The sequence below is a fragment of the Blastococcus sp. SYSU D00813 genome (genome assembly GCF_054050735.1).
On the sequence record NZ_JBJGZX010000015.1, the window covers coordinates 61859 to 84689 of the forward strand.

Annotated in this window: 22 protein-coding genes; 18 read left to right on the plus strand and 4 right to left on the minus strand. The window is 75.3% G+C overall.

The features are described 5' to 3' along the window. The first annotated feature begins 3 nt into the window (after positions 1-3). From ACI8AX_RS12635 to ACI8AX_RS12685, 11 genes are all read left to right on the plus strand, one after another. Positions 4-351, plus strand: a complete 348-nt coding sequence (locus ACI8AX_RS12635; RefSeq protein ID WP_456550170.1) for an MmcQ/YjbR family DNA-binding protein — start codon at positions 4-6, stop codon at positions 349-351. A gap of 242 nt (positions 352-593) precedes the next feature. Beyond that, positions 594-1715 (plus strand): TerC family protein, encoded by a 1122-nt coding sequence (locus tag ACI8AX_RS12640; protein WP_456550171.1) that lies wholly within the window; start codon positions 594-596, stop codon positions 1713-1715. After that, a complete protein-coding gene (locus tag ACI8AX_RS12645; protein ID WP_456550172.1) occupies positions 1712-2266 on the plus strand; it encodes a hypothetical protein in 555 nt (184 codons plus the stop codon). The genes ACI8AX_RS12640 and ACI8AX_RS12645 overlap by 4 nt, the downstream gene beginning before the upstream one ends. 11 nt (positions 2267-2277) lie before the next feature. After that, positions 2278-3375 carry a TerC family protein gene (locus tag ACI8AX_RS12650; protein WP_456550173.1) on the plus strand — a complete coding sequence of 366 codons (1098 nt, stop codon included), beginning with the start codon at positions 2278-2280 and terminating at the stop codon, positions 3373-3375. 61 nt (positions 3376-3436) lie between these two features. After that, positions 3437-5176, plus strand: coding sequence for a S9 family peptidase (locus tag ACI8AX_RS12655; RefSeq protein ID WP_456550174.1), 1740 nt, complete (start codon positions 3437-3439; stop codon positions 5174-5176). 9 nt (positions 5177-5185) lie between these two features. After that, entirely contained in the window at positions 5186-5473 is a 288-nt protein-coding gene (locus ACI8AX_RS12660; protein ID WP_456550175.1) for a hypothetical protein, read from the plus strand. Between the two features lie 103 nt (positions 5474-5576). Continuing rightward, positions 5577-6179 (plus strand): DUF4178 domain-containing protein, encoded by a 603-nt coding sequence (locus ACI8AX_RS12665; protein ID WP_456550176.1) that lies wholly within the window; start codon positions 5577-5579, stop codon positions 6177-6179. Then, the gene (locus ACI8AX_RS12670; protein WP_456550177.1) at positions 6176-6685 is read left to right on the plus strand and encodes a DUF2617 family protein; all 510 of its coding nucleotides are present in this window, start codon (positions 6176-6178) and stop codon (positions 6683-6685) included. Before ACI8AX_RS12665 ends, ACI8AX_RS12670 begins: the two co-directional genes overlap by 4 nt. Continuing rightward, positions 6682-7089 (plus strand): DUF4247 domain-containing protein, encoded by a 408-nt coding sequence (locus tag ACI8AX_RS12675; protein ID WP_456550178.1) that lies wholly within the window; start codon positions 6682-6684, stop codon positions 7087-7089. Before ACI8AX_RS12670 ends, ACI8AX_RS12675 begins: the two co-directional genes overlap by 4 nt. Positions 7090-7129: 40 nt before the next feature. After that, entirely contained in the window at positions 7130-7588 is a 459-nt protein-coding gene (locus tag ACI8AX_RS12680) for a DUF350 domain-containing protein (RefSeq protein ID WP_456550179.1), read from the plus strand. Positions 7589-7592: 4 nt separating this feature from the next. Next, on the plus strand, positions 7593-9173 hold the full coding sequence (locus ACI8AX_RS12685) for a polyamine aminopropyltransferase (RefSeq protein WP_456550180.1): 1581 nt from the start codon (positions 7593-7595) through the stop codon (positions 9171-9173). Positions 9174-9188: 15 nt separating this feature from the next. Here ACI8AX_RS12685 and ACI8AX_RS12690 read toward each other — a convergent pair whose 3' ends face one another. Continuing rightward, the gene (locus ACI8AX_RS12690; RefSeq protein ID WP_456550181.1) at positions 9189-9854 is read right to left on the minus strand and encodes an MBL fold metallo-hydrolase; all 666 of its coding nucleotides are present in this window, start codon (positions 9852-9854) and stop codon (positions 9189-9191) included. 94 nt (positions 9855-9948) lie between these two features. Between ACI8AX_RS12690 and ACI8AX_RS12695 the strand changes: the two genes are divergently transcribed. Together ACI8AX_RS12695 and uvrA are read left to right on the plus strand one after the other, a co-directional pair. Next, positions 9949-11325: an amidase gene (locus ACI8AX_RS12695; protein WP_456550182.1), complete on the plus strand. Its 1377-nt coding sequence runs from the start codon at positions 9949-9951 to the stop codon at positions 11323-11325. Between the two features lie 74 nt (positions 11326-11399). Then, positions 11400-14291, plus strand: coding sequence for an excinuclease ABC subunit UvrA (gene uvrA, locus ACI8AX_RS12700; RefSeq protein WP_456550183.1), 2892 nt, complete (start codon positions 11400-11402; stop codon positions 14289-14291). Between the two features lie 21 nt (positions 14292-14312). Here uvrA and ACI8AX_RS12705 read toward each other — a convergent pair whose 3' ends face one another. From ACI8AX_RS12705 to ACI8AX_RS12715, 3 genes are read right to left on the minus strand one after another with little or no spacing between them, the layout of a single operon-like run. Further along, positions 14313-14891: a copper resistance CopC family protein gene (locus ACI8AX_RS12705; RefSeq protein WP_456550184.1), complete on the minus strand. Its 579-nt coding sequence runs from the start codon at positions 14889-14891 to the stop codon at positions 14313-14315. Positions 14892-14919: 28 nt separating this feature from the next. Beyond that, the gene (locus tag ACI8AX_RS12710) at positions 14920-15594 is read right to left on the minus strand and encodes a response regulator (protein ID WP_456550185.1); all 675 of its coding nucleotides are present in this window, start codon (positions 15592-15594) and stop codon (positions 14920-14922) included. Further along, complete coding sequence (locus ACI8AX_RS12715; RefSeq protein WP_456550186.1) at positions 15591-18110, minus strand: ATP-binding protein; 2520 nt, start codon at positions 18108-18110, stop codon at positions 15591-15593. The genes ACI8AX_RS12710 and ACI8AX_RS12715 overlap by 4 nt, the downstream gene beginning before the upstream one ends. A 137-nt stretch (positions 18111-18247) precedes the next feature. Here ACI8AX_RS12715 and ACI8AX_RS12720 point away from each other — a divergent pair, with 137 nt between their 5' ends. From ACI8AX_RS12720 to kdpC, 5 genes are read left to right on the plus strand one after another with little or no spacing between them, the layout of a single operon-like run. Continuing rightward, positions 18248-18382, plus strand: coding sequence for a hypothetical protein (locus ACI8AX_RS12720; RefSeq protein ID WP_456550187.1), 135 nt, complete (start codon positions 18248-18250; stop codon positions 18380-18382). Next, positions 18379-18471 carry a K(+)-transporting ATPase subunit F gene (kdpF, locus tag ACI8AX_RS12725; protein WP_456550188.1) on the plus strand — a complete coding sequence of 31 codons (93 nt, stop codon included), beginning with the start codon at positions 18379-18381 and terminating at the stop codon, positions 18469-18471. Before ACI8AX_RS12720 ends, kdpF begins: the two co-directional genes overlap by 4 nt. Continuing rightward, positions 18471-20132 (plus strand): potassium-transporting ATPase subunit KdpA, encoded by a 1662-nt coding sequence (kdpA, locus tag ACI8AX_RS12730; RefSeq protein WP_456550189.1) that lies wholly within the window; start codon positions 18471-18473, stop codon positions 20130-20132. Before kdpF ends, kdpA begins: the two co-directional genes overlap by 1 nt. Next, positions 20129-22183 carry a potassium-transporting ATPase subunit KdpB gene (gene kdpB / locus ACI8AX_RS12735; protein WP_456550190.1) on the plus strand — a complete coding sequence of 685 codons (2055 nt, stop codon included), beginning with the start codon at positions 20129-20131 and terminating at the stop codon, positions 22181-22183. Before kdpA ends, kdpB begins: the two co-directional genes overlap by 4 nt. Continuing rightward, positions 22183-22785, plus strand: coding sequence for a potassium-transporting ATPase subunit KdpC (gene kdpC, locus ACI8AX_RS12740; RefSeq protein ID WP_456550191.1), 603 nt, complete (start codon positions 22183-22185; stop codon positions 22783-22785). The genes kdpB and kdpC overlap by 1 nt, the downstream gene beginning before the upstream one ends. The last annotated feature ends 46 nt before the right edge of the window (positions 22786-22831 follow it).

Genomic DNA, 22831 nt, shown 5'->3' on the forward strand with positions numbered 1-22831 from the left:
GCCGTGCAGCGGGAGGAGCTCGCCGCGTACTGCCTGGCCAAGCCCGGGGCCGAGGAGACCCACCCGTGGGGCGACGTCGACCTGGTCGCCAAGGTCGGCGGCAAGGCTTTCGCCTTCCTCGGCCCGGGCACGGTCGGCGTCAAGTGCGGGCGGGACGCCGCCGAGGCCGCCGAGTGGCGGGACCGGTACCCCGGGGCGGTCACCGTGAGCTCCTACATCGGCCGGTACGGGTGGAACGCCGTGGACTTCACCGGACCGGTGCCCGACGACGAGGTCCGCGAGCTGGTCGACGCGTCCTACGACGCGGTCGTCGCCGCCCTGCCGAAGGGCCGGCGTCCGGCGCAGGCGTGACCATCGTCACCGCCGCCCCGGGAACTCGGTGACGCGCGGCCCGTTGTCTCCTGCGAGACCGCCAGACGCGACGGCCCGCTGTCGCGCGCCCTGACGGCCTCACCGTGGAGGGGAGTATCCCCAGCGGCAGTGTCGTCAGTACGAGGCCCCGGCCTCCGGCGCTGCCGGTCGCGAGGCCCTGGGCTCGCGGCGGGAGAGACCTCCGGACCTGACGCAACGCCAGTCTCCGGAGGAGTTCCCGCATGGACGTCCCCACCTGGGTGTGGGCCCTGACCATCGCCGCGATCGTGGCGATGCTGGCCTTCGACTTCATCGGCCACGTGCGCACCCCGCACGCGCCCTCGCTGCGCGAGGCCGCCATCTGGTCGGCCGTCTACGTCGGCATCGCCGTCCTGTTCGGGCTCGGCGTGTTCTGGTTCTCCGGCGCCCAGTACGGCGGTGAGTACTTCGCCGGCTACATCACCGAGAAGAGCCTCTCGGTCGACAACCTCTTCGTGTTCGTCCTGATCATGGCGAGTTTCGGGGTGCCGAGGGAGCTGCAGCAGAAGGTGCTGCTCTTCGGCATCGCGTTCGCCCTGGTGCTGCGGACCGTCTTCATCCTCGTCGGCGCCGCCGCCATCGAGAACTTCAGCTGGGTCTTCTACCTCTTCGGCGCCATCCTCATCTACACCGCCTACGCGCAGGCCAGGAGCGGCGGGCACAGCAACGAGGACCACTACGAGGAGAACAGCATCCTGCGGCTGGTCCGCCGGGTGGTCCCGACCACGGAGGAGTACCACTCCGACCGGCTGGTGACGAAGGTCGACGGCAAGCGCTTCATCACCCCGCTGATGATCGCGCTGATCGCCATCGGCAGCGCCGACATCCTGTTCGCCGTCGACTCCATCCCGGCGATCTTCGGCCTCACCCAGGAGACGTTCCTCGTCTTCACCGCCAACGCGTTCTCGCTGCTGGGCCTGCGGCAGCTGTTCTTCCTCATCGACGGCCTGCTCGACCGGCTGGTCTACCTGGCCTACGGCCTCGCCGTCATCCTCGGCTTCATCGGCGCCAAGCTGGTCATCCACGCCCTGCACACCAACGAGCTGCCGTTCGTCAACGGCGGTGAGCACGTGACCGTGATCCCCGAGGTCCCGACCTGGCTGTCGCTGACGGTCATCCTCGTCACCCTGCTGGTCACCACCGTCGCCAGCCTCGCCAAGGACCGCCGCACCCGCGCCCAGGCCGCGCGCACGGGCGCCGCGCCGGCCCCCGTCGCCGCCGACACGGCCGCGGCGGCCGTCGAGGACGGTCCCACGACGGCTGCGGGCGATGACCGGGCCGCCGACGCCGTCCCCGCGGGCGAGGGCGGGCCGGGCTCCCGGTGACCGCGCCGTCGCCGACCCGCCCGTCCCCGCTCGAGGCCCCCGGCGACCGGCTGGTCACGGTCCTGCAGCTCGCCGACGAGCTCGCCGACGTCGCCCGCGGCGCCGCTCGGGTCGTCGCCCGGGTGGAACAGGCCACCGGCCTGCGTCGCGGGGAGCTGGCGGCGCTGGTGGCCGTCGACGAGGGGGCCCAGCATCCCCGGGCCGTCGCCCGGCGCAGCGGCCAGGTGGACGACGCGGGTGACGTCACGACCGAGGCGCTGCTGCGCCGGGGCCTGCTCCGGCGCAGCGCGCACCCGGACGCGCCGTCCGGCGCGGCGGGTGCGACCGCGCTGGAGGTCACCGAGACCGGACGGGTCGTCCTGCAGCAGGCCGAGGGCCTGCGGATCCGGCTGCTCGACGCCGTCGTCGGGGCGCTCGGCCCGCGGGACACCGCCGTCCTGCGGGCCGCCGTCCGGGCTCTCGCGGGCGCGCTGGACGACGCCGCCGCGGCCGGCGACGCGGGCTGTCGCGAAATCGACTCCCGGCAGGTCGCCGCCCGCCTCGGGCCGTAGAGTTCGCAGACGTGCACGAGCTCCCCGTCTGGTTCGAGGTCGCGACCTTCGTGGGGCTCTCCGTCCTGCTGCTCGCCGACCTGCTCTACGTCGTCCGCCGCCCCCACGAGCCCTCCTTCAAGGAATCGGGCCTGTGGGTCAGCTTCTACGTGTCGCTGGCGGTCATCTTCGGCGCGATCTTCTGGGCGATCACGGACGCGCAGTTCGCCACGGAGTTCTACGCGGGCTGGCTGACCGAGTACTCGCTCTCGGTCGACAACCTCTTCGTCTTCGTGATCATCATGGCGCGGTTCCGCGTGCCCCGGCACCTCCAGCAGGAGGTGCTGATGGTCGGGATCATCATCGCGCTGGTCCTGCGCGGCATCTTCATCCTGCTCGGCGCGGCCTTGATCACCCGGTTCACCTGGGTCTTCTACATCTTCGGCGCGTTCCTCGTGTACACGGCGATCAACCTCGTCCGGCACCGCGGCGAGGACGAGGACTACGAGGAGAACGCCTTCATCCGGTCGATGCGCCGGGTGCTGCCCATCACGTCGGAGTTCCAGGGCGCCAAGCTCCGGGTCACCGAGGCGGGCAAGAAGATGTGGACGCCGATGATCATCGTCTTCCTGGCGCTCGGCACCACCGACCTGGTGTTCGCCCTCGACAGCATCCCGGCGATCTTCGGCCTCACCCGCGAGCCGTTCATCGTCTTCACCGCGAACGTGTTCGCCCTGATGGGGCTGCGGCAGCTGTACTTCCTGCTCGGCGGCCTGCTGCAGCGGCTGGTCTACCTGTCGCTGGGCCTCGCGGTGATCCTCGCGTTCATCGGCGTCAAGCTGGTGATGGAGGCCCTGCACGAGAACACGCTGCCGTTCATCAACGGCGGCGAGCACATCGACGCGGTGCCCACCATCCCCATCTGGCTGTCGCTGACGATCATCCTCGGCGTCATCCTCATCGCCACGGTCGCCAGCCTCATCAAGACCCGCGGGCAGTTCGTCGCGCCGGAGCAGACGGCCGAGGCCGCCGACAGCACCACCGCCGTCGGCCCGGCCGCGTCGGCCGAGGCCGAGAGCCGGCTGGCCGAGGCGGCCGCGGACGGCGACGAGGGGCGGCGCCGGCCCTGACCGCCGCACCCGGGGAGCGGCGGGCGGGGGCATCGCGGCGGCTCGGCTAGCGTCGGCGGCGATGCGCCCCGACGACCTCGCCCAGCTGCGCACGCCGGGCACGCCGGCCGTCGCGCCGGACGGGCGGATCGCCGTCGTCGCCGTCACCCGGCTCGACCTGGACGCCGACCGGTACCGCAGCCAGCTGTGGGCGGTCCCCACCGACGCGTCGGCACCCGCCCGGCCGCTCACCTCGGGCGGGCGGGACACCGATCCCGCCTTCTCGCCCGACGGCCGGTGGCTGGCCTACCTGGCCACGGCCGGCGACGAGCCGCCGCAGGTCCACGTCCTGCCCACCGCGGGAGGTGCGGCCCGCCGGCTCACCGGCGCCCCGCTCGGGGCCGGCGCGCCCGTGTGGTCCCCCGACTCCCGCCGGCTGGCGTGGACGGCCAGGACCGGCGGACCGGAGGACCCGGGCGCGCCCCGGCTCGTGGCGTCGCTGCGGTCCCTCGGCAGCGGCTCACCCGGGGACCGGCCGCGCCAGGTGCACGTCCTCGACCTGCCCGACGACCTCGCCGACGACGACCTCGCCGTCCCCGACCCGGTCGTCGTCACCCGCGGGACCGCCGACTGCGCCGACGTCTGCTGGAGCCCGGACGGCGCCGAGCTCGCCTTCGTCTCCGCCCGCCACGCCACGGCCGACCGCGACCTGCGCACCGACGTCTTCGCCGTCCGCCCCGACGGGTCGGGGCTGCGCCGCGTCACCGACGGCGGCGGCCGGTCCAGCCGTCCGGTCTGGTCCGCCGACGGCCTGGTGCTGACGGCGGCGCGGGACGGCGGGAGGCCCGCCCTGTGCCGGGTCCCGGCCGCGGGCGGGACACCGGAGCCGCTGCTCGCGCCGGCCGAGGGCGACGTCCTGCCCGGTGCGGTGACCACCGGCCGGGGGGTCGTGGTGCCGGTCCGGCGGGGCGGCGCGGTGGAGTTGCTGCGGGTGCCCCCGTCCACCAGCACCGCGGGCGGGCCGCCGGAGGTGCTGGTCGACGGGCCGTTCACGGTGACCGGGGTGGGAGCGGGCGGCGGCGTCGTCGTCGCGACCGTCGGGCACGACGGCTCGGCGGGGGAGCTGATCGCGATCACCCCCGGGCGCCGGCGGCTGCTCACCGCCTTCGGGAGCGCGCTCGCCGCCACCGGCCGCGTGCACCGGGCCGTCGCCGTGGAGGCGCGCGGTGAGGGCGTCCCGGCGCGGGGATGGGTGACCGTGCCGCCCGGGGCGGGACCGCACCCGGTGGTCCTGCACGCGCACGCGGAGCGGTCGGGCTGGTCGCTGCAGGACGACGTGCAGGTCGCGGTCTCGGCCGGCTGCGCCGTCGTCCAGGCCGCGGGAGGGGACCCCGAGGCCGCGCTCGCCGTCCTGGACGCCGCGCTCGCCGACCCGGCGCTGCGGCTGGACGGCGACCGGGCGGGGATCGCCGGCGGTCCACCGGTCGCCGCGCTCCCGGCGCGCACCGGGCGCTTCGCCGCCGTCGTCGTCGAGGGCGGCCCGCCCACGGCGGCGGACGGCCCCGACGAGGGCGGGGGGACACCGGCCCTGTTCCTGCACGGGGAGCGGGACCTCCTCGGCCCCGCCCGGCAGGCCGTGGCCCTCCTGGAGGCCGCCCGGAGCGTGCCCGTGGAGCTGCTGGTCTTCCCCGGGGAGGGCCGCGACCTGGCCCGCGCGGGCCGGCCGGGCAGCCGCGTCGCGCGCCTGGAGCACCTGGTCCGCTGGTGGCGGCGGTGGCTGGGGCCCGCCGGGGACCGAGCGGCGGGGGACGGGGACCACTAGCGTTCCGGCATGGCGCTCATCTACCCCGTCGCGGCCGACCTGCCCGAGCCCGAGGACGGCACCGAGCCCGACTTCGCCGAGCTCGCCGCGGACCTCTCCGACACCTGGCTGGTGGAGGTCGCGCTGGAGGAGGACGGCGACGACGCCTGCTTCGGCCCGCTCACCGCCCGGGCCGCCTGGGACCTCGCCGTCGACGTCGACCAGCGGCGCCCCGAGTGGCTGGTGTCGGTCGTGCCGCTGCACGTGGCCTGCACCGCCGACGAGCTCGTGTCGCTGTTCGACGACGAGGAGGAGTAGCCCGGGCGGCGAGGTGCGGCGCGCCGCGCGCAGAGGGGTCCCGGCGGACTGAGCAGGCACGATACGGTCGGCTCGTCCCACCGACCCCTCGAGGAGCCGACCCTTGACCGAGGCACTGCTGGTGCTGCTCGGGATCGCCGTCGTCGTGGCCGTGGTCATCCTGGTGCTGCGGCAGCGCAACCTGAGCCGCCGGTCCGCCCCGCGCCGTCGCGTCGACCCGCTCGCGAACGAGCCGGATCTCTACGACCCGCACGCCATCGGCGTCGGTGACGTGATCACCTACGCCGGCATCGACCACGTCGTGCGCGGCACCATCCGCCTCGAGGAGGGCGGCGCGACCTGGGCCGAGCACCTGCTCGACGGGTCCACCGGCCGCCGCTGGCTCAGCGTCGAGGACGACGAGGGCGACCTCGAGATGACGCTGTGGATGCGCCGCGAGGGCACCGGGCTGACCCCCGACGGCGACGTGGTCCTGGACGACCGGGTGCACCGCCAGATCGAGCGCGGCCGCGCGAACTACACCGCCGAGGGGACGACGGGGACGCCGCCGTCCGGCACCGTCGACTACGCGGACTACGCCACCGCCGACGGCACCGGCCTCATCGCGTTCGAGCGGTGGGCGGCGACCCAGTCGTGGGAGGTCTCGACCGGCCGCGCGGTCAGCCGGGGCGAGCTGATCGTCTACCACCGGACGCCCGACGCGTGAGTCTCCACCTCCTCGACGTGACGCCGCGCGACGTCACGGCGGAGGCGCTCGGCCTCCTGCTGGACGCCCCCTGCCCGCCCGCGCTGGCCGAGCTCACCGTCGACGACGGCCGCGGCGGCCAGATCACCCTCGGGGTGCTGGGCGCGTCCCACGTCGTCGCCGCCCGGGTGCCCGGCCGCCTGCTGACCGAGCAGGTCTCGTGCGACGCCGTCGCCGCGGGCGGCCGCCGGCTGCCCGACCGGGCGCGGGTGGGGGAGTACGAGATCGCCTCGACGACGACGTCCGTGCCGCGCGCCGACCTCGAGGCCACCGCCGCCCACCTGCGGTCGCAGGCCGCCACGCGGGACGGCTGGATCTGCGGCTCGTTCCCCGGGGCCGACTCCGCGGTGACCGCGCTGACCGCGCACGCGCTGCCGGACGGCGGCTGGTCGTGGCGGACGTGGCACCTGTACCCCGGCGACCAGGAGGGCGTGATCGTGACGACGGAGAGCAGGTGGCAGCCGTGAGGGCAGGCAGGACCGCAGCAGCGCTGGTGACCGTCGCCGTCCTGGCGTCGGGCTGCAGCGGCAGCGACGACGACGTCCGCGACCACCTGGCCGACACCTACAGGCGGCAGAGCAGCCAGGGCGACACCGCGACCTACACGTCGAACGACCCGGTCGGCACCACGACCGCGGCGATCGCCGACGCGGTGCGGCCGGCGGCCCGCCAGGCCGACGGCGGCTCGGAGTACCTGCGCTACGACGACGACATCGTCGTCGTCAGCGCCGCCGCCGGTGGCGGCAGCAGCATCCTCGTCGAGGACCTCGACCGCCGTTACCGCAGCGGCCACTACGCCTACCTCGGCTCCGGCTTCCGTCCCGGTTCGCCCGCCTCCTCCGGCGACGGCGGCCCCGGGGACGGCAAGTGACGCCGACCGCCGACCCCCACCGCGAGAGGAAGACGTGCAGATGACACCGCAGGCCCTGGACTTCGGGTCCGTCGACGGGAGTGCGCTGGGGGACGGCGTCCTCGCCACCCTGCTGTACTTCGCCATCGGGGCCGGCATCCTGGCCCTGGGGTTCCTGGTCCTCGACCTGCTGACCCCCGGCAACCTGCGGCGGCAGGTCTACACCGACCGCAAGCCGAACGCGGCGATCCTGCTGGGCGCCAACCACCTCGCGCTGGCGGTCATCGTGGTGACGGCGATCATGACCAGCAGCGACGAGCTGGGGCAGGGCCTGGTCGACTCGGCGGTCTACGGCGTGGTCGGGGTCGCGCTGCAGGGGCTCGCGCTGCGGCTGCTGGACGCCTTCGTCCCCGGCCACCTGCGCGCGCTGGTCGACGAGCCGCGGATGAGCGGCGCGGCCTGGGCGGTGGGCATCAGCCTGGTCGCGATCGGGGCGGTCAACGCAGCCGCCCTGTCGTGACCGGATGAGCACCACCACGCCGAGCACTCCCGGGGCGGCCGCGCCGGTCGTCGGGATCCCGGGAGGCCGCCGGGCGCGGCCGCTGCTGCTGGCCGCCGTCGCGGTCTGCGCGGCGTGCGGGCTGGTCTACGAGCTGGTCCTGCTGACCCTGTCGGTCAGCCTGGCCGGCGGCGGCATCACCCAGACCTCGCTCATCGTCGCCGGCTTCGTCGCCGCGCTCGGCGTGGGCGCGCTGCTGGTCAAGCCGCTGCTCGGGCGCGCGGCGGTCACCTTCGTGGCCGTCGAGATCCTGCTCGGCATCGCCGGCGGCCTGAGCGCGGTGACCCTCTACGTCACCTTCTCGTACTACGGCACCAGCGGCTCGGTGCTCGTCGCGGCCACCGCGGTGCTCGGCATCCTGGTCGGCGCCGAGGTGCCCCTGCTCATGACGCTGCTGCAGGCCGGCCGCGAGGTGGACGCCCGGGGCAGCGGGCGGGTCCTCGCCGACCTCAACGCCGCCGACTACGCCGGCGCGCTCGTCGGCGGGCTGGCCTGGCCGTTCCTGCTGCTGCCGTGGGCCGGGCAGGTGCGCGGCGCCGCGCTCACCGGGATGGTCAACCTCGCCGCCGCGGCGGTCGTGGCCGCGTTCGTCCTGCGCCACCACCTCAGCCGGCGCGCGCGCCGGGCGGCGACCGCCGCCCTGCTCGCCGCCGCGGCCCTGCTCGGGGTGCTGCTGCTGCGGGCCGAGGACATCGAGGTGACGGCGCGCCAGCGGCTGTACGACGACCCGATCGTGTCGGCCACGCGCTCGGACTACCAGGAGGTCGTGCTCACGGAGCGCGACGGTGACCTGCGCCTGTACCTGGACGGCGACCTGCAGTTCTCCAGCCGCGACGAGTACCGGTACACCGAGGCGCTCGTGCACCCGGTCCTGGCCCGCGACCCCGAGCGGGTGCTCGTCCTGGGCGGCGGCGACGGGCTGGCCGCGCGCGAGGTCCTGCGGCACCCCTCCGTCGCGGAGGTCGTCCAGGTCGAGCTCGACCCCGCCGTCATCGAGCTGGCCACCACGCGCCTGGCGTCGCTCAACGACGCGGCGTTGCGCGACCCGCGGGTCGAGGTGGTGGTCGACGACGCGTTCCGCTGGCTGCGCGGGCCGGACGCCGAGGGGTTCGACGCCGTCGTCGTCGACATGCCCGACCCCGACACCCCGGCGCTGGGCCGGCTGTACTCCACCGAGTTCTACGGGCTGGTGGCCGCGGCGCTGGCCCCCGGCGGGATGGTGGTCGTCCAGGCCGGCAGCCCGTACTCGACGCCGACGGCGTTCTGGCGCACGGTGTCGACCCTGGCCAGCCCCGGGATGGCCGTGACCCCGTACCACGTGCACGTGCCGAGCTTCGGCGACTGGGGCTTCGCCCTGGCCCAGCCGGGGACGGTCGCGCCCCCGCTCGAGCTGGCGGCGGACGCGCCCGACCTGCGGTTCCTCGACGACGCGACCCTCGCCGCCGCCGCGGTGTTCCCGCGGGACCGCCGTCCGCAGGACCTCGCGCCCAGCACCCTGGACCACCCGCGGATCGTGGAGGACATGCGCGGCGGCTACGTGGACTGAGCCCGCCGCTGCGGGTCACCAGCCCCGGGCGCGCCACTCCGCGAGGTGCGGGCGCTCGGCGCCGAGCGTCGTGTCCTTGCCGTGGCCCGGGTAGACCCAGGTCTCGTCGGGCAGCGGCGCGAACAGCCGCTCCTCGACGTCGGTCAGCAGGCTGGTGAAGCGCGCCGGGTCCTTCTGCGTGTTGCCGACCCCGCCGGGGAACAGGCAGTCGCCGGTGAACAGGTGCGGGCCGGCGTCGTCGGGGCCGCGCCACAGCAGCGCGATGCTGCCCGGCGTGTGGCCGCGCAGGTGGATCACCTCGAGGGTGTGCTCGCCGACGCGGAGCGTGTCGCCGTGCTCGACCAGCCGCTCGACCGGCACGGGGAGGTCGCCGGCGTCGGCGGGGTGGGCGACGGTCGTCGCGCCGGTGGCCTCGACCACCTCGGGCAGGGCCCGGTGGTGGTCCCAGTGCCCGTGCGAGGTGACGACGGTGCGCAGGTCGGCGTCCCCGACCAGCCGCAGCAGCGCCTCGGCGTCGGTGGCCGCGTCGATGAGCAGCGCCTCGCCGCTGGCGGTGTCGCGCAGCAGGTAGGCGTTGTTGTCCATCTCGCCGACCGCGAGCTTCGCCACCACCAGCCCCGGCAGCTCCCGGACGCCGGCGGGGCCGCCCACCTGCACGTCCCCGGTGTACGGACCGCTCATCGAAGGCTCCCTCCGGAAAGTGTCGGCGACCGCGGCTACGGTCCTGGGCATGGACGCTAGCGGAGGTCTGCCCGGCTCTCAGGACCGTCGGCTGGTGGGCCTCCCCGCCACCGAGCTCGCCGCGCGCGTCCGCTCCGGCGAGGTCTCCGCGGTCGAGGTCGTGCGCGCCCACCTGGCCCACCTCGACGAGGTCGAGCCGCGGGTCGGGGCGTTCCGCGTGGTGCGCCGCGAGGCCGCGCTGGCCGAGGCCGCGGCGGTCGACGCCGCCCCGCGGCGGGCCTCCCTGCCGCTGGCCGGGGTGCCGGTGGCGGTCAAGGACAACGTGGCCGTCGCCGGCGAGGTGGCCACCGACGGGTCGGCCGCCTGCCCGCGTGTGCCGGCCACGGCGGACCACCCGGTCGTGGCCCGCCTGCGCGCGGCCGGCGCGGTCGTCGTCGGGATCACCCGCGTCCCGGAGCTGTGCCTCTACGCCTCGACCGACTCGGCGGGCTCGGTGACCCGCAACCCGTGGGACACGGCACGCTCGCCGGCCGGCAGCTCCGGGGGCAGCGCGGCCGCGGTGGCCTCCGGCGCCGTCCCGATCGCCCACGGCAACGACGGCATGGGCTCGCTGCGGCTGCCCGCGGCCGCGTGCGGCCTGGTCACCGTCAAGCCCGGCCGCGGCGTGTGCCCGGGCGGGATCGGGGCCGACGACTGGTCGGGGATGGCGGTGAACGGCGCGCTCACCACCACCGTGGCCGACCAGGCCCTCGCGCTCGCCGTGCTGGCGGGGGAGGAGCCGGCCCCGCCGCCCGAGCCGGGGCGCCCGCTGCGGATCGCGGTGAGCCTGCGCTCCCCGGTCCCGGGCGTGCGCGCCGACCGGACCACCCGGCAGGCGGTCGAGGAGACGGCGCGGCTGCTGCAGGAGGCGGGCCACACCGTGGTCCGGCGCGACCCGGTGATCCCGCCCGACGCGGCGGCCGCGGCGCTCGCCCGGTGGTTCGCCGGCGCGGAGGACGACGCGGCGGCCCTCGGCATGGACCGGGCAGCGCTGGAGCCGCGCAGCCGCACCCACGCCCGGCTGGGCCGCTGGGTGCGCCGGCTGGGCCTGGTCCGGCCCGGCCCGGCCGAGCGGTTCCGGGCCCGGACCGAGCGGTTCTTCGAGGACGTCGACGTGCTGCTGACCCCGGTGGTCAGCGGTCCGCCGCTGTCGGCCCGGCCGTGGCACGAGCGGGGCTTCCTGGCCAACGTGACCGCCAACGCCCGGTGGGCGCCGTTCGCCTCGCCGTGGAACCTGGCTGGGGTCCCGGCGGCCGTCGTGCCCACCGGCACACGCCCCGAGGGGTGGCCCCTGGCGGTCCAGCTGGTCGGCCCCCCGGGGGCCGAAGGGCGACTACTCTGGCTGGCCGGAGAGCTGGAACGCCGGCGGCCCTGGCGCCGTCACGCGCCGGTCTTCGACCCCCTCTCGTCGCCGGCCGCGGCAGCCGTCTGAGCAGCGCCGCGCAGAGCTCCCGACCGGCACGCCGGCCGACCGACCACGCACGCACACCGACCGACAGGACACCCATGGACCGCCTCGTCGTCCGCGGCGCCCGCGAGCACAACCTCAAGGACGTCGACCTCGACCTGCCGCGCGACGCGCTGATCGTCTTCACCGGCCTGTCCGGGTCGGGCAAGTCGAGCCTCGCCTTCGACACGATCTTCGCCGAGGGGCAGCGGCGCTACGTCGAGTCGCTGTCGGCCTACGCCCGGCAGTTCCTCGGGCAGATGGACAAGCCCGACGTCGACTTCATCGAGGGCCTGTCGCCCGCGGTCTCGATCGACCAGAAGTCGACCAACCGCAACCCGCGGTCGACCGTCGGCACGATCACCGAGGTCTACGACTACCTGCGGTTGCTCTACGCCCGCGCGGGCCAGCCGCACTGCCCGAACTGCGGCAAGCCGATCTCCCGGCAGACGCCGCAGCAGATCGTCGACCAGGTGCTCGCCATGGAGGAGGGCACCCGCTTCCAGGTGCTCGCCCCCGTCGTGCGCGCGCGCAAGGGCGAGTACGTCGACCTGTTCAGCTCCCTGCAGACCCAGGGCTTCTCCCGGGTCCGGGTCGACGGCGTGGTGCACCCGCTGACCGAGCCGCCGAAGCTCAAGAAGCAGGAGAAGCACTCGATCGAGGTCATCGTCGACCGGCTCACCGTCAAGGAGAGCGCGAAGCGGCGGCTGACCGACTCGGTGGAGACGGCGCTCGGCCTGGCCGGCGGCCTCGTCGTCCTCGACTTCGTCGACGTCCCCGAGGGCGACCCGCAGCGCGAGCGCACCTTCTCCGAGCACCTCGCGTGCGTGGACGACGGGCTGTCGTTCGAGGCGCTGGAGCCGCGCAGCTTCTCGTTCAACTCGCCGTTCGGCGCCTGCCCGGAGTGCACCGGCATCGGCACCCGCAAGGAGGTCGACCCCGACCTCGTCGTGCCCGACCCGACGAAGAGCCTGGCGCAGGGCGCCATCGCGCCGTGGGCCGGGTCGATGAGCAACGAGTACTTCACCCGCCTGCTCACCGGCCTCTCTCAGCAGCTGGGCTTCTCCATGGACGACCCGTGGGAGCGGCTGCCGGCCAAGGTGCAGAAGGCGGTCCTGCACGGCTCGCCCGACCAGGTGCACGTCCGCTACAAGAACCGCTACGGCCGCGAGCGCAGCTACTACGCCGCGTTCGAAGGCGTGCTGCCGTTCCTCGAGCGCCGGCACGAGGACACCGACAGCGACTACATGCGGGACAAGTACGAGGGCTACATGCGCGACGTGCCCTGTCCCGTGTGCCACGGCACCCGGCTCAAGCCGGAGATCCTCGCCGTCAAGCTCAACGGCCGCTCGATCGCCGAGGTCACCGGCCTGTCGATCGGCGAGGCCTCGGAGTGGCTGAACGCGCTGGAGCTGGGCGAGCGCGAGCGGGCCATCGCCGACCGCGTGCTCAGGGAGATCCAGGCGCGGCTGTCGTTCCTGGTGGACGTCGGCCTGGACTACCTCTCGCTCGACCGGCCCGCGGCCACCCTCGCCGGCGGCGAGGCGCAGCGGATCCGGCTGGCCACGCAGATCGGGTCGGGCCTGGTCGGGGTGCTGTACGTGCTCGACGAGCCCTCGATCGGGCTGCACCAGCGCGACAACACCCGGCTGATCGAGACCCTCGTCCGGCTGCGCGACATGGGCAACACGCTCATCGTCGTCGAGCACGACGAGGACACCATCAAGGTCGCCGACTGGGTGGTCGACATCGGCCCGGGTGCCGGCGAGCACGGCGGCGAGGTCGTGGTGAGCGGCACCGTCGCCGACCTGCTGGCCAGCGAGCGGTCGCTCACCGGCCAGTACCTGTCCGGCCGCAAGGAGATCACCGTGCCGGAGGTGCGGCGCAAGCCCACCCCCGGGCGGGAGCTGGTGGTCAAGGGCGCCCGCGAGAACAACCTCAAGGGCGTCGACGTGACCTTCCCGCTCGGGATGCTCGTCGGGGTCACCGGCGTCTCCGGGTCGGGCAAGTCCAGCCTGGTGAACGACATCCTCTACACGGTCCTGGCCAACGAGCTGAACCGCGCCCGGCAGGTGCCCGGCCGGCACCGCACGGTCACCGGCCTGGAGCACCTGGACAAGGTCGTGCACGTCGACCAGTCGCCGATCGGCCGCACGCCGCGGTCCAACCCCGCCACCTACACCGGGGTGTGGGACCAGGTGCGCAAGCTGTTCGCCCAGACCACCGAGGCGAAGATGCGCGGGTACCAGCCCGGCCGCTTCTCCTTCAACGTCAAGGGCGGCCGCTGCGAGGCCTGCTCCGGCGACGGCACGCTGAAGATCGAGATGAACTTCCTGCCGGACGTCTACGTGCCGTGCGAGGTGTGCAAGGGCGCCCGGTTCAACCGGGAGACCCTCGAGGTGCACTACAAGGGCCGGACGGTCGCCGAGGTCCTCGACATGCCCATCGAGGAGGCGGCGGAGTTCTTCGCGGCCATCCCGTCGATCGCCCGGTACCTGCGCACCCTCACCGACGTCGGGCTGGGCTACGTGCGGCTCGGCCAGCCGGCCACCACCCTCTCCGGCGGCGAGGCGCAGCGGGTCAAGCTCGCCAGCGAGCTGCAGAAGCGCAGCAACGGCCGCAGCATCTACGTGCTCGACGAGCCCACCACGGGTCTGCACTTCGAGGACATCCGCAAGCTGCTGCTGGTGCTGCAGGGCCTGGTCGACAAGGGCAACTCGGTGATCGTCATCGAGCACAACCTCGACGTGATCAAGAGCTGCGACTGGCTGGTCGACATGGGCCCGGAGGGCGGCTTCCGCGGCGGCACGGTCGTGGCCGAGGGGCCGCCGGAGCTCGTCGCCTCGGTGCCGGAGAGCCACACCGGCCGGTACCTGGTGCCGCTGCTCGACGCCGGGGCGATCGAGGCGGCCGCCGCGCCGAAGAAGCGGGCCCGCCGCAAGGCCAGCTGACCGGTCGCGGCGGCCAGGAGGTCAGCCGCGGCGCCGGCGGAGCAGCAGCACGAGGGCCGCTCCGACGGCGACCGCGGCGGCGGCCAGCACCGGCAGCACCCAGCCGGCGGTGCCGGTGTCGTCGTCCTCGGACGCCCGCTCGATGACGTCGTCGGCCGTGGGGTCGACGGTCGGCGAGGTCTCCGGAGCCGGGGACGCCGCCGTCGACGGGGCGGTCGTCGGGGCCGCCGTCGGCTCCGGCGCGGCCGGCGGGGCGTGCTCGAAGCCGAACGTGCCCTGCAGCGGGTGGCCGTCGGAGCCGGTGACGTACCAGGTGACCTCGTAGCGGCCGGCCGCCGTCAGGGAGACCGGCACGCGCACCACCGCGCCCTCCACGGTCGCCGGGCCGGTGCTCGCCGGCCCGTCCGGCCCGGTCACCGTGACGTCGGCGCCCAGCACCGTCCCGGCGAAGGTCAGGGTCACCGCGGCCGGCGCCGCCGTGACGGTGCTGTCGGCGGCGGGGTCGGTGCTCTCCAGCTCCGTGTGCGCGGACGCCGGGGCCGGCGCCACCAGCAGCGCGGTGGCGACGGTGAGCAGGACGACGAGCAGCCGGGCGGACACGGCCGACATCCTGCACCGGCGCGACCGGTCACGGGGTGAAGCGGTACCCCATGCCGGGCTCGGTGCGCAGGTACCGAGGATGGGCCGGGTCCGGCTCGAGCTTGCGGCGCAGCTGGTTCAGGTAGACCCGCAGGTAGTGGGTCTCCTTCTCGTAGGCCGGTCCCCACACGGCCTGCAGCAGGTGCCGCTGGCCGACCAGCCGGCCCGGCGTGCGGACGAGCTCGGCCAGCAGCGCCCACTCCGTCGGGGTCAGCCGCACCGCTCCGCCGTCGACGGTGACCTGCTTGGCGGCCAGGTCGACGGTGAAGTGAGCGGTCGTGACCACCGGCTCCCCGGGTCCGGTGGCGTTGCGCCGCAGCAGGGCGCGCAGCCGGGCCAGCAGCTCGCCCATGTCGAAGGGCTTCGTGACGTAGTCGTCGGCGCCGGCGTCCAGCGCCTCGACCTTGTCGGTGCTGTCGGTGCGGGCGGACAGCACGAGCACCGGGCCGCCGAACCAGGGCCGCAGCCCGGCCAGCACCTCGGTGCCGTCGAGGTCCGGCAGGCCGAGGTCCAGGACGACGACGTCGGGGTGCCCGGCGGCCGCCTCGGACAGCGCCGTCCGCCCGTCGGCGGCGGTCACCACCTCGTACCCGGCCGCGCGCAGGGTGATCCGCAGGGCACGGAGCAGCTGCGGGTCGTCGTCGACGACCAGGACCCGGCTCACCGCGCGGGGACGACGGCCGGCACGGGCGCCGGGCGCAGGGCGAGCACCATCGTCAGGCCACCGCCCGGGGTGTCCTCGGCGGTCAGCGCGCCGCCCATCGCCTCGGCGAGCCCGCGGGCCACCGCCAGGCCCAGGCCGACCCCCTGCCCGGCGGGGGCGTCGCCCAGCCGCTGGAACGGCGCGAACACCCGCTCCCGGTCGGCCTCGGGCACCCCGGGCCCGCGGTCGGCGACCCGCAGCTCGACCCGGTCGCCGATCGCGCCGGCGCGCACGGTCACCGGTCCGGTGGGGGCGTGCCGCACGGCGTTGCCGACGAGGTTGGCGACGACGCGCTCGGCCAGGGCGGGGTCGGCCAGGGCCGGCGGCAGGTCCTCGGGCCATGCGCAGCCGACCCGCGCCCGGCCGGTCGCGTCCAGCTCGTCCAGGGCCCGGTGGACGACGTCGGGGAGGTCGGTCGGCGCCAGGACCGGGCTCACCGCGCCGGCCTGCAGCCTGCTCATGTCCAGCAGGTCGTCGACGAGCGCGGTGAGCCGGTCGGCGGACTCGTCCACCGTGGCCACGAGCTCCTCGCGGTCGGCAGCGGTGAGCTGCAGGCCGCCGGTGCGCAGCGCCGACGACGCGGCCTTGATCCCGGCCAGCGGGGTGCGCAGGTCGTGGCTGACGGCGGCCAGCAGCGCCGTCCGCATGCTGTTCCCGGCCGCGAGCCGGTCGGCCTCGGCGGCCTGCGCGGCCAGCCGGCCCTGCTGCAGCGCCACCGCCGCCTGCTCGGCGAACGCCACCAGCACCCGCCGCTCGCCGGCCGCCAGCCCGCGGCCACACCAGCGCAGCAGCAGCGTCCCGGTGAGTGCCACCTCGTCCACGGCCGGCCCGGTCCGCTCGCCGCAGGTGCCCACGACCGTCTCGGCGCCGTCCTCGCGCTCCACCAGGGTCACCGACTGCAGGCCGAAGGCCTCGCGGACCTGCTCCAGGAGGCCGGGCAGCGTCCGGTCGCCGGCGAGCACCGACCGGGACAGCGACGCGAGCACCGCCGTCTCCGCGCGCGAGCGCGCCGCCGCGGTCGCCCGGCGGGCGGAGCGGTCGACGACCGACGCCACGGTGACCGCGACGACGAGCCCACCGAGGAGCGCCACGACGTCGTCGAGCCGGGTGACGGTGAAGCCGCCGGTCGGCGGGACGAAGAACCAGTTCTCGGCCAGGCCGCCGAGCACGGCGGCGGCGAGCGCCGGCCACAGCCCGCCGACCAGCGCCACCGCCAGCACCACGAGCAGGAAGGCGAGCAGCGCGACCGGCAGGGAGGCTCCGGCGGTCAGGCACAGCGCCGTCACCGCGGGCACGCCGGCCAGCGCCAGGGCCAGTCCCCACCAGCGGCGCCGGGCGGTCAGCGCGCCGCGCAGCGGCGGCAGCCGCCAGCCGCGGGACCCGGCCGCCGCGTGGGTGACGATGTGGACGTCGATCTCCCCGGCGTCGGCCACGACCTGACCGCCGATCCCGCGGCGCACGGCGCGCGCCCACCGGGAGCGCCGGCTGGTGCCGACCACGAGCTGGGTGGCGTCGGCGCCGCGGGCGAACTCCAGCAGCGCCGCGGCGACGTCGTCCGCGACGACCTGGTGGTAGGTGCCGCCCAGGCTCTCGGTCAGCTCGCGCTGGGCGCGCAGCGCCTCGGGCGAGGCGCCGGTCAGCCCGTCGGGGGAGACGACGTGCACGGCGAGCAGCACGCCGTTGCCCGCCCGTCGCGCCACCCGCGCGGCGCGGCGGATCAGCGTCTCGCCCTCCGGCCCGCCGGTCAGCGCGACGACGACCCGCTCGCGGGCCTCCCACACGGAGTCGATGTCGTGCTCGGCCTTGTACCGGCGCAGCCCCTCGTCCACCCGGTCGGCCAGCCACAGCAGCGCGAGCTCCCGCAGCGCGGTCAGGTTGCCGACGCGGAAGTAGTTGGCCAGCGCGGCGTCGACCCGTTCGGCGGGGTAGACGTTGCCGTGCGCCATCCGCCGGCGCAGCGCCTCGGGGGACATGTCCACCAGCTCGACCTGGTCGGCGCGGCGCACCACGTCGTCCGGCACGGTCTCCTGCTGCGCGATGCCGGTGATCGACTCGACGACGTCGGTCAGGCTCTCCAGGTGCTGCACGTTGACGGTGCTGATCACGTCGAGGCCGGCGTCGAGCAGCTCCTCGACGTCCTCCCAGCGCTTGGCGTGCCGCGAGCCCGGGGCGTTGGTGTGCGCCAGCTCGTCGACGACGACCCAGTCCGGCCGGCGGGCCAGCACCGCGTCGACGTCCAGCTCCTCGAGGACGACCCCGCGGTGGGCGACGCGGCGCCGCGGCAGCACCTCCAGCCCGGCGAGCTGCTCGGCGGTGCGCGGCCGGCCGTGCGTCTCGACCAGGCCGACGACGACGTCCGCGCCGCGGGAGGCCCGGCGGTGGGCCTCCCCGAGCGCGGCGAAGGTCTTGCCCACGCCGGGTGCGGCGCCCAGGTAGACGCGCAGCGTGCCGCGGGCACCGCTCCCAACCGGGGTCATGGCGACCATGATCGCCCCGCCCGGGGCCGGTGCGGCGGCGGCCGGCGTCAGGATCGCGTCAAGGGGTGACCCGGCCGCGTCAGGGACCCGTCAAGACCGCCCACCCGGCCTGCCGGCGCTCCTAGCGTCCCGCCCCGGTGCGGTCGGCGTCAGAGCCGGCCGCCGGGACGGATCGAGGGTGCGACGTCGTGGGTGACGTGGTGTTCGTGCTGCTGACGCCGGCCGTCTTCGGACTGCTGGCGCTCGTCGCGCGGGGGGTGGGGCGGCTGTGAGCGACGTCGCCCAGTGGGTCGGGCTCGCCGTCGCGGTCGGGCTGGTGCTCTACCTGCTCGCCGCGCTGCTGTTCCCGGAGCGGTTCTGATGAGCAGCACGGCCGCCGGGTGGCTGCAGGCCGGGCTGCTCGTGGCGGCGCTGGTCGCGGTGCACCGGCCGCTCGGGGACCGGATGGCCCGGGTGTTCACCGACGCCCGGCACCGGCGGGTCGAGCGGGCGGTGTACCGGCTGGTCGGCGTCGACGCGGGTGCCGAGCAGCGCTGGCCGGTGTACCTGCGCGGGGTCCTGGCGTTCTCGCTGGCCGGGGTGCTGCTGGTCTACCTGCTGCAGCGGGTCCAGGGTCACCTGCCGGGGAGCAACGGGATGTCCGCCGTGGAGCCCTCCTCGGCCTGGAACACCGCGGTCAGCTTCGTGACCAACACGAACTGGCAGGGCTACGCCGGCGAGTCGACCATGGGGCACCTCGTCCAGATGGCCGGCCTGGCGGTGCAGAACTTCGTGTCGGCGGCGGTGGGCCTCGCGGTCGCCGTGGCACTCGTCCGCGGCTTCGCCCGCACCCGCACCGAGCAGCTGGGCAACGTCTGGGTCGACGTCACCCGCGCGGTCACCCGGCTGCTCCTCCCGCTGGCGACCGTCGCCGCCCTGGTGCTCGTGCTCGGCGGCGTCGTCCAGAACCTGTCGTCGGGCACCGACGCGGCCACCCTGGCCGGCGGGACGCAGCACGTGCCCGGCGGGCCGGTCGCCTCGCAGGAGGCGATCAAGCAGCTGGGCACCAACGGCGGTGGCTTCTTCAACGCCAACTCCGCGCACCCCTTCGAGGGCCCGAGCGCCTGGGTCTCGCTGTTCCAGGTCTTCCTGATGCTGGTCATCCCCTTCTCGCTGCCCCGCACCTTCGGCCGCATGGTCGGTGACCGGCGGCAGGGGCTGGCGATCGCCGGCGTGATGGCCGGGCTCGCCGCCACGTCGCTGGCGCTGACCACCTGGGCGCAGGCCCGGGCCGGCGGCGCGGCGCTGCAGCTGGCCGGCGCCGCCGCGGAGGGGCAGGAGGTCCGCTTCGGCGGGCCGCTGTCGGCGCTGTTCGGCGCCGCCACCACGCTCACCTCGACCGGCGCGGTCAACTCCATGCACGACAGCTACACGCCGGCCGGCGGGCTGCTGACGATGGCGAACATGATGCTGGGCGAGGTCGCGCCCGGCGGCGTGGGCTCCGGCCTCTACGGGCTGCTCGTCCTCGCGGTCGTCACGGTCTTCGTCGCCGGCCTGATGGTCGGGCGGACGCCGGAGTACCTGGGCAAGAAGCTGGGCCGGCGCGAGATGACGCTGGCCTCGCTGTACGTGCTGGTCACGCCCGCGGTGGTGCTCACCGGGACCGCGGTGGCGCTCGCGACCGACACCGGCCGCGGGTCGCTGCTGAACGAGGGCCCGCACGGCCTCTCGGAGGTCCTGTACGCCTTCACCTCGGCCGGCAACAACAACGGCTCGGCCTTCGCCGGGCTGTCGGCGGACACGACCTTCTACGACGTCGCGCTCGGCCTCGCGATGGCGCTGGGCCGGTTCCTGCCGATCGTGTTCGTCCTCGCCATGGCCGGGCGGCTCGCCGCCCAGGGGCGGGCGCCGGTCACCGCCGGGACGCTGCCCACCCACCGCCCGCTGTTCGCGGGCCTGCTCGGCGCCGTCGTCCTCGTCGTCGTCGGCCTCACCTACCTGCCCGCGCTCTCGCTCGGGCCCATCGCGGAAGGACTGTCATGACCGCCGCACTGGACCGCAGGCCCGTGCAGACCCCGGGGTCGCGCACGCCGCGGGGGACGACCGTGCCGTGGGGACCGGCGCTGGCCGGCGCCGTGCGCAAGCTGGACCCCCGCGGGCTGGTGCGCCAGCCGGTCGTGTTCGTCGTCTGGGTCGGCTCGGTCTCCACCACCGTGCTGGCGGTCGCCGACCCGTCGGTGTTCGGCTGGCTCGTGGCGGCGTGGCTGTGGCTGACCGTGCTGTTCGCCAACGGCGCCGAAGCGGTGGCGGAGGGCCGCGGCCGGGCCCAGGCGGCGACGCTGCGCCGGGCCCGGACGACGACCGTCGCCGTCCGCGTCGACGGCACCGAGGTCCCCGCTGCCGACCTGCGCCCCGGGGACCGCGTCGTGGTGGCCGCGGGTCAGGTGGTGCCGGGGGACGGCGACGTCGTCGAGGGCATCGCCAGCGTCGACGAGTCGGCCATCACCGGGGAGTCCGCGCCGGTCATCCGCGAGTCCGGCGGCGACCGGTCGGCGGTCACGGGCGGCACGACGGTGCTGTCGGACCGGATCGTCGTGCAGATCACCAGCCGGCCGGGGGAGACGTTCGTCGACCGGATGATCGCCCTGGTCGAGGGCGCGCAGCGGCAGCGCACGCCGAACGAGGTCGCGCTCAACATCCTGCTGGCCTCGCTCACCATCGTGTTCCTGCTGGTCGTGGTCACCCTGCAGCCGCTGGCCCTGTACTCCGGCGCCGGTCAGTCGGTGACCGTCCTCGTCGCGCTGGTCGTCTGCCTCATCCCGACCACGATCGGCGCGCTGCTCTCGGCGATCGGCATCGCCGGGATGGACCGGCTGGTGCAGCGCAACGTGCTGGCGACGAGCGGCCGTGCGGTCGAGGCCGCCGGCGACGTGAACACCCTCCTGCTCGACAAGACCGGCACCATCACGCTCGGCAACCGGCAGGCGGCGGAGTTCGTGCCGGCCGCGGGGGTGACCGAGGCCGAGGTGGCCGACGCCGCCCAGCTCGCGTCGCTGGCCGACGAGACGCCCGAGGGCCGCAGCGTCGTCGTGCTCGCCAAGGAGCGGTACGGCCTGCGTGCGCGCGACGACCTGCCCGGCGCCCGGTTCGTGCCGTTCACCGCGCAGACCCGGATGAGCGGCGTCGACCTGCCCGACGGCCGGCAGCTGCGCAAGGGCGCCGCCGGCGCGGTCACCGGCTGGGTCCGGTCGCTCGGCGGCACGGTGCCGGCCGAGGTCGGCGAGGTCGTCGACGGCGTCTCCGCCTCGGGCGGGACGCCGCTGGTGCTCGCCGAGGACGGTCCGGCCGGCGCCCGGGTGCTCGGCGTCGTCCACCTCAAGGACGTCGTCAAAGCGGGCATGGCCGGGCGCTTCGCCGAGCTGCGCCGGATGGGCATCCGCACCGTGATGGTCACCGGCGACAACGAGCGCACCGCCCGCGCCATCGCCGCCGAGGCCGGCATCGACGACGTCCTGGCCGAGGCGACCCCCGAGGACAAGCTGGCGCTGATCCGCCGCGAGCAGGAGGGCGGCCGGCTGGTGGCCATGACCGGCGACGGCACCAACGACGCCCCCGCGCTCGCGCAGGCCGACGTCGGGGTGGCGATGAACACCGGGACGTCGGCGGCCAAGGAGGCCGGCAACATGGTGGACCTCGACTCCGACCCGACGAAGCTCATCGAGGTCGTCGAGATCGGCAAGCAGCTGCTCATCACCCGCGGCGCGCTGACCACCTTCTCCCTCGCCAACGACCTGGCGAAGTACTTCGCGATCCTGCCGGCCATGTTCGCCGGCTCGGTCCCCGGGCTCGCGGCGCTGGACGTCATGCGGCTGGCCTCGCCCGAGTCGGCGATCCTGTCCGCGGTCGTCTTCAACGCGCTGGTCATCGTCGCGCTGGTGCCGCTGGCCCTGCGCGGCGTGCGCTACCGGCCGGCCTCGGCGTCGGCGATGTTGCGCCGCAACCTCCTGGTCTACGGCCTCGGTGGCGTGCTCGCCCCCTTCGCCGGGATCAAGCTCATCGACCTGCTCGTCTCCCTCGTCCCCGGGATCGCGTGATGCCTGCCCTGCGCTCGGGCCGCCAGCTGGTGGCCGCCGTCCGCCTCCTGCTCGTCGCCACCGTCGTCCTCGGCCTGGGCTACCCGCTCGCGGTCACCGGTCTCGCCCAGCTCCTCGTGCCCGGCCGGGCCGACGGCTCGCTCGTCCAGGTGGACGGCGAGGTGGTGGGCGCCGCGCTGGTCGGCCAGGCCTTCACCGACGCCGACGGCGCGCCGCTGCCGCAGTACTTCCAGTCCCGCCCGTCGGCGTCGGACCACGACGGGGCGGCGTCCGGGGGCTCGAACCTCGGGCCGAACGCGCCGGAGCTGGTGGAGCTCGTCGAGCAGCGCCGGGCGGAGGTGGCGGCGTTCAACGGGGTGGCTCGGGCGGACGTGCCGGCGGACGCGGTCACCGCGTCGGCCTCGGGCCTGGACCCCGACATCTCCCCGGAGTACGCCGAGATCCAGGTCGAACGCGTCGCCGAGGCCCGCGGGGCCGACCCGGCCGCCGTCCGCGACCTCGTCGACGACGCCACCTCCGGCCGGGACCTCGGCTTCATCGGCGCACCGCACGTCCGGGTGCTCGAGCTCAACCTGGCGCTGGACCGGGAGCTCGGCCTGTGACGCACGTCGGCGCACCGGGGCCGGCGGGCGGCGTGGTCCGTGGTCC